This is a genomic window from Hymenobacter rubidus (assembly GCF_016734815.1).
GTDB classification, from domain to species: Bacteria; Bacteroidota; Bacteroidia; order Cytophagales; family Hymenobacteraceae; genus Hymenobacter; species Hymenobacter rubidus.
The window spans coordinates 1-7080 of sequence record NZ_JAERQF010000066.1; the positions used below are offsets into that span (position 1 = coordinate 1).

A 7080-nucleotide genomic window follows, 5' to 3' on the forward strand; every position below is an offset into this window, starting at 1 on the left:
GTTGTTGACCTGTTCGACTACGACCCGCTGCATCAGCGGGCCGGCGTGGGCATCACGGTGCTGGCCCGCGAGCGGCGGCGCGGCTACGCCCGGCAGGCCTTGGAATTGCTCAAAACCCATGCCCGCGAAGTGCTCCGCCTGCACCAGGTTTATGCCACCGTAGGAGCCAATAACTCCGCCAGTATGAAGCTGTTTCGGGCGGCCGGTTTTCGGCGAGTGGGCACCCGCCGGGCGTGGCTGCGCACCGCCAGCAGCTGGCTCGATGCCGTGGAGTGGCAGTGCCTTTTGGCCAGCCCCGCACGTCCTTAACATTGCACTGCATATATATTATGAGGGTTTAATAAGTACTGCCCAGTATTTTAGCAAAGTAAGCTGAGCCATATCCTTCTTCCGGGTGGCCCCGTATACGTTGACAAGCGCTCCGGCTGATTGATACTGTTGCCTGCCGACGCGGCGCGAAACGCACTCTTCTTGTCCTCTTTCATGCCACCTTCATCGACGGTGGAAGCGCCTTTGCGTGCCTCTGCCACCGCTGCCCGGCCCAGCGAATCAGCCGCCGAAAATTCCATTTCCTATACGCTGCCCGACCTGGTGTGTTTTGCGCATCTGCATTGGGATTTTGTTTGGCAGCGGCCCCAGCACCTGCTCTCGCGTTTTGCCCAGCACGGCCGCGTGTTCTACGTCGAAGATGCTTTTTATCACAACGACGACCTCATCGAGCCGCACGTTGAAATCAAGGAGCGGCAGAACGGCGTAAAAGTAGTGGTGGTGCATTTGCCCCAACGCCTGCGGGCCGATGAAGCCGCCGCCGACCAAGCCCAATTTGAAGTTTTAAGCCATTATTTTAGCGAGCAAGGCGTTACTAACTATCTTTTCTGGTACTACACGCCGATGGCCCTCGGCAAATCGCGCCAGTTTCAGCCCAAGCTCACCGTGTACGACTGCATGGACGAGCTGGCCAACTTCAAGTTTGCCCATCCCGAGCTGAAAAGCCGCGAGCAGGAGCTGTTCAGCAAAGCCGACCTGGTGTTCACCGGCGGCCACTCACTCTACGAGGCCAAGCGCGAGCAGCACCCCGACGCGCACTCGTTCCCGAGCAGCATCGACAAGGCGCATTTTGGCCAGGCCCGGGGCCCGTTGGCCGAGCCGGCCGACCAAGCCGGCATTCCGCATCCGCGCATCGGTTTCTTTGGCGTAGTCGATGAGCGGCTGGACATTGAATTGCTCCGCGAACTATCGCAGCAGCACCCGGAGTGGCAGTTTGTTATCGTTGGGCCAGTGGTCAAGATTGACCCAGCCACGCTGCCCCGCACGCCCAACGTGCACTATCTCGGGGGCAAAGACTACCAGGAATTGCCCGCCTACCTGAAGGGTTGGGATGTGGCGACCTTGCTCTTCGCTGATAACGAAAGCACCAAGTTCATCTCGCCCACCAAAACGCCGGAATACCTGGCCGCTGGCAACCCCGTGGTGAGCACGCCCATCCGCGACGTGGTGCGGCCCTACGGCGACCTTAAGCTGGTACATATTGCCGACAACGCCACTGATTTTGCCAAAGCCATCCAGAAGGCCCTCGCCCAGCGCGACGATACCGACTGGCGCCAGCGCACCGACGCTTACCTGGCCACTATCAGCTGGGACCAGACCTGGCAGCAAATGGTGCACCTGATGCAGGAGCGCCTGCACGCCAAAACCCCCGATGCCGCCACCTCCGCCACCGGCACCGCGCCCCTGATGGCAACAAAAGTGTCGGAAGTATCGCTGCCGCCCGCCACGTAGGCCAGCCTGTTCTTATCGCCAATTCCCTCCCATTACAGTCTCTTCCTTACACATTTCCATACCACGCACTATGTTTGATTATCTCATCGTTGGGGCCGGTTTTGCCGGCAGCGTGCTGGCCGAACGGCTGGCCACCCGCAGCAACAAAAAAGTCCTCATCATTGACAAGCGCAGCCACATTGGCGGCAACGCGTACGACCATTACAACGAGGATGGCATTCTGGTGCACAAGTATGGTCCGCACATCTTTCACACCAACTCGAAGGACGTATTTGACTACCTCGGGCACTTCACCGACTGGCGCCCCTACGAGCACCGCGTCTTGGCTTCGGTAGATGGCCAGCACGTGCCCATGCCCATCAACCTCGACACCATCAACAAGCTCTACGGCCTGAACCTGACCAGCTTCGAGTTGGATGAGTTTTTCGCCTCCGTCGCCGAGAAAGTAGACGTCATCCGTACCTCGGAAGACGTGGTAGTAAGCAAAGTAGGCCGCGAGCTTTACAACAAATTTTTTAAGAACTACACCAACAAGCAGTGGGGCCTCGACCCTTCGCAGCTCGATAAATCGGTGACCAGCCGCGTGCCTACCCGCACCAACCGCGACGACCGGTACTTCACCGATACCTATCAGGCCATGCCCCTGCACGGCTACACGCGGATGTTTGAGAACATGCTCAACCACCCCAATATCAAGGTGATGCTGAATACCGATTACCACGAGGTAATCGATTTCATTCCCTACAAGGAGATGATTTTTACGGGTCCGGTTGATGAGTATTTCGACCACAAATTCGGCAAGCTGCCCTACCGCTCGCTCGAGTTCAAGCACGAAACGCTGAACAAGGAGAAGCACCTCGCCGCCCCCGTGGTGAACTACCCCAACGAGCACCCCTACACCCGCATCACCGAGTTCAAAGCCCTCACCGGCCAGGACCACCCCAAAACGGCCATCGTGTACGAATACCCACAGGCCGAAGGCGACCCGTATTACCCCATTCCGATGCCGGAAAACGCCGAGCTGTACAACAAGTACAAGAAGCTGGCCGATGAAACGCCTAATGTGCATTTTGTGGGTCGCCTCGCCACCTACAAGTATTACAACATGGACCAGGTGGTGGCCCAGGCCCTGACGCTCTACAAAAAGCTGACGGAGAAGGAAAATGCCGCCAAGCCCGCCCGCCCGGCCATTTCGGGCAGCACGGCCTTGGTTGAGAAACTGGTGAGCCGCTCGCCGAAACAGGAGTAGCAGTATAGCCGATTAGAACGTCATGCTCATCTGGCGTCCGCGCAGTCGAAGCATCTCGCGTGTGGGACTAACTCAATCGTGAGGACGGCTTTGATTACTTCAGCACGCGAGATGCTTCGGCTGTGCTCAGCATGACGTTCCGCTTTATTCGCCAACGAAAAGCCCCGCCAAATTGGCGGGGCTTTTCGTTTTGGGACGGTTTTAGCGGAAGGCTGCGTAAATTTGAGGTGCGCCACGGCGCTTATCGCTATAAAGACTACCTAATGTTTGAATTCCTAGGCAAGACCGTCGCCAAAATATTTGGCTCCAAGTCGGAGCGTGATTTAAAGGAAATCACGCCCTACGTGGGTTTGATTAATGCCGAATATGCCAAACTGGCCGGCTTGACCGACGACCAGCTCCGCGACCAGACCGACGCTGTGCGTGCCCGCATTGCCGAGCGCCTCGCCGGCCTCGACGGGCAGATTGCGGGTTTGCACCAGCAAATCGACACCCAGCTGCAACTGGATGTGGCCCAGAAAGAAGCCCTTTTCGAGCAAATTGACGCGCTGGAAAAGCAGCGCAACAAGGACCTCGAAGCTGTGCTGCTGGAAGTGCTGCCGTCGGCCTTCGCCATTGTGAAGGAAACGGCCCGTCGCTACAAGGAAAACGGCCAGCTGGTGGTAACCGCCAATGCCCACGACCGCGAATACGCGGCTACCCACGCCAACTGCCGCATCGAAGGCGACCAGGCCATCTGGGCTAATACCTGGACCGCCGCCGGCGCCGAAATCACCTGGGACATGGTGCACTACGACGTGCAGCTGATTGGCGGCGTGGTGCTGCACCAGGGCAAAATTGCCGAAATGGCCACGGGTGAAGGTAAAACGCTGGTTTCTACCCTGCCGTCGTTCCTCAACGCGCTGTCGAAGCGCGGCGTGCATTTGGTGACCGTCAACGATTATCTGGCCAAGCGCGACTCCGAGTGGAACGCGCCGCTGTTCGAGTTCCATGGCATCACCGTGGACTGCATCGACAAGCACCAGCCCAACACGCCGGAGCGCCGCAAGGCCTACCAGGCCGACATTACCTACGGCACCAACAACGAATTCGGCTTCGACTACCTGCGCGACAACATGGCGCGCGACCCCGAGGAGTTGGTGCAGCGCAAGCACCATTTTGCCATGGTCGACGAAGTGGACTCCGTGCTGATTGATGATGCGCGGACGCCGCTCATCATCTCGGGCCCGGTGCCGCGCGGCGACGTGCACGAGTTCTACCAGCTCAAGCCGCGCATTCAGCGCCTGGTAGACGAGCAGAAGAAAATTGTGCAGTCGTACCTGGTGGAAGCCCGCAAGCAGATTGCCGCAGGCAAAACCGGCGTGGAAGAAGGCGACAAAAACGGCGAGGGTGGCCTGCTGTTGTTCCGCGCCTATCGCGGCCTGCCCAAGAGCAAGCCGCTTATCAAGTTCCTGTCGGAAACCGGGATTCGGGCCGTGCTGCAAGCCACCGAAAACCATTACCTGGCCGACAACTCGCGCCAGATGCCGAAGGCCGACGAGCCGCTGTTCTTCACGATTGATGAGAAGAACAACCAGATTGAACTCACCGAAAAAGGCATCGACTTGATTACCGCTCAGGGCGAAGACCCCAAGCTGTTCATCATGCCCGATATCGGCATGGCCATTGCCGACATCGAGAAAAATAACGCCCTCACGGCCGAAGAGAAGCTCCAGCAAAAGGAAAAGCTGATGAGCGACTACAACGAGAAAAGCGAGCGGGTGCACACCGTGAACCAGCTGCTGAAGGCTTACACGCTGTTCGAGAAGGACGACCAGTACATCCTGACCGACGACGGCAAGGTCAAAATCGTGGACGAGCAAACCGGCCGCGTAATGGAAGGCCGCCGCTATTCCGACGGCCTGCACCAAGCCATTGAGGCCAAGGAAAACGTGCGCGTGGAAGACGCCACGCAGACCTACGCCACGGTGACGCTGCAGAACTACTTCCGCATGTACCATAAGCTGTGCGGCATGACCGGCACGGCCGAAACCGAAGCCGGTGAGTTCTGGGAAATCTATAAGCTCGACGTGGTGGTGATTCCGACCAACCGCGCCATCAGCCGCAAAGACTCCGACGACCAGGTGTATAAAACGGTGCGTGAGAAATACAACGCCGTGGCCCTGGAAATCCAGAAGCTGGTAGAAGCCGGCCGCCCCGTGCTGGTGGGCACCACGAGCGTGGAAATTTCCGAGCTGGTTTCGCGCATGCTGAAGCTGCGCGGCATCCAGCACCAGGTGCTCAACGCCAAGCAGAACCAGCGCGAGGCCGAGATTGTGGCCGCCGCCGGCTTCCCCGGCACCGTGACCATCGCCACCAACATGGCCGGCCGGGGTACCGACATCAAGCTGCGTGAGACTTCACGTGAGGCGGGCGGTCTGGCCATCATCGGCACGGAGCGCCACGAAAGCCGCCGCGTCGACCGCCAACTGCGGGGCCGCGCCGGCCGCCAGGGTGACCCGGGCACCTCGCAATTCTTCGTGTCGCTGGAGGACAACCTCATGCGCCTGTTCGGCTCCGACCGGATTGCGAAGCTGATGGACCGCATGGGCATGGAAGAGGGCGAAGTGATTCAGCACTCGATGATTACCAACTCCATCGAGCGCGCCCAGAAGAAAGTGGAGGAAAATAACTTCGGCACGCGCAAGCGCCTGCTGGAGTACGACGACGTGATGAACGCCCAGCGCGAAGTGGTGTACAAGCGCCGCCGCAACGCCCTGCACGGCGACCGCATGGAAGTCGATATCCTGAACATGATTTACGACGTGAGCGAGGACATCGCCAGCGGCCACAAAATCACGGGTGATTTCGAGGATTTCAAGCTGAACATCATCAAGGTATTTGGCTACGATACCTACATCACGGCGCAGGAAATGGCTAGCCTGCAGTTGCCGGCCCTCACCCAGAAGCTGTACGACGAGGCCCTGGGCTACTTCCAGAGCAAGAACGAGCACATTGCTTCGAACTCGCTGCCGCTGGTGAACGACCTGCTCAGCAACGGGGCGCCCTACGAGAACATCGCCGTGCCCTTCACCGACGGCAAGAAGCAAATTCAGGCCATTGCCAACCTGCGCCGCGCCCAGGCCACCGGCGGCCACGACATCCTCCGCCAGATGGAGAAAGTGGTGGTGCTAAGCGTGATTGACACCGCCTGGACCCAGCACCTGCGCCAGATGGACGACCTGAAACAGGTGGTGCAAAACGCGGTATACGAGCAGAAAGACCCGCTACTGGTGTACAAGTTCGAGAGCTTCGAGCTGTTCAAACGCATGATTGCGAAGGTGAACGAGGAGACAACGGCCTTCCTCTTCCACGCCGACGTGCCCGTGCAACAAGGCGGCGTAGGCACCAACGAGGAGCAGGATTACTACCTCGAAGACGAGGAGCCCGCGCCCCGTCTCACCGTGGAGCACGAAGACATGCTCCACTCCTTAGGCGCCGGCCCCGAGGACATGGGCCCGCCCGAGCAGCCCGCCGTAAAGCAAGTGCCGGTGCGCAGCCAGAAAGTGGCCAACCGCAACGACAAAGTGAGTGTGCAGTACATGGACGGCCGCGTGGTGCGCGACGTGAAGTACAAGTCGGTGGAGCAAGACGTGACCAGCGGCCGCGCCATACTGGTGGATTAACTGTTGATTCTTAGTGGAAATTGGAGCGCCCCGGCCGGTTGGTCGGGGCGTTTTCGTTTTACGAAGATGAAGCAGGCACCTACATTTACTGAAACAACCGAAAGACACATCATTACGCACTTATTCTGCGCATGAAACACTTTTTCTCTTCTACCCACGGCTGGCCATTCGTTGCACTATGGATTTTATTGGTTGGGGTAGCAACTCAAGCCCGTGCCCAAGCTCCAGCTTGGCAGACGGCAATGGCCGTGAACACAGGCAGTGGCATTGCCAATGTGAAGGCAACTATTGCTGATGCCAACGGGAACATTGAGGTGGTCCATTTACGCTGGACAGTTTAGGGCGTTAAGTTGAAGGAGTTGTTGGTGAGTGTGATACGGCGTCTGG

The 7080-nt window shown here is 58.7% G+C and carries 5 protein-coding genes; all 5 read left to right on the forward strand.

What is annotated here, in order from left to right:
- Positions 1-309, forward strand: a 309-nt coding sequence (locus JKL48_RS22640; protein ID WP_201987656.1) for a GNAT family N-acetyltransferase, incomplete at its 5' end; no start/stop codon positions are given.
- Positions 310-483: 174 nt separating this feature from the next.
- Positions 484-1779, forward strand: coding sequence for a glycosyltransferase family 1 protein (locus JKL48_RS22645; RefSeq protein WP_201987658.1), 1296 nt, complete (start codon positions 484-486; stop codon positions 1777-1779).
- A gap of 70 nt (positions 1780-1849) precedes the next feature.
- The gene (glf, locus tag JKL48_RS22650) at positions 1850-3028 is read left to right on the forward strand and encodes a UDP-galactopyranose mutase (RefSeq protein WP_201987659.1); all 1179 of its coding nucleotides are present in this window, start codon (positions 1850-1852) and stop codon (positions 3026-3028) included.
- Positions 3029-3291: 263 nt separating this feature from the next.
- The gene (gene secA / locus JKL48_RS22655) at positions 3292-6693 is read left to right on the forward strand and encodes a preprotein translocase subunit SecA (RefSeq protein ID WP_201987661.1); all 3402 of its coding nucleotides are present in this window, start codon (positions 3292-3294) and stop codon (positions 6691-6693) included.
- Positions 6694-6824: 131 nt separating this feature from the next.
- Complete coding sequence (locus JKL48_RS22660; protein ID WP_201987663.1) at positions 6825-7034, forward strand: hypothetical protein; 210 nt, start codon at positions 6825-6827, stop codon at positions 7032-7034.
- Positions 7035-7080 lie beyond the last annotated feature (46 nt).

Coding starts and splice junctions, on each gene's coding strand:
- JKL48_RS22645 (WP_201987658.1), top strand. CDS start 484: ATGCCACCTTCATCGACGGTGGAAGCGCCTTTGCGTGCCTCTGCCACC.
- glf (WP_201987659.1), top strand. CDS start 1,850: ATGTTTGATTATCTCATCGTTGGGGCCGGTTTTGCCGGCAGCGTGCTG.
- secA (WP_201987661.1), top strand. CDS start 3,292: ATGTTTGAATTCCTAGGCAAGACCGTCGCCAAAATATTTGGCTCCAAG.
- JKL48_RS22660 (WP_201987663.1), top strand. CDS start 6,825: ATGAAACACTTTTTCTCTTCTACCCACGGCTGGCCATTCGTTGCACTA.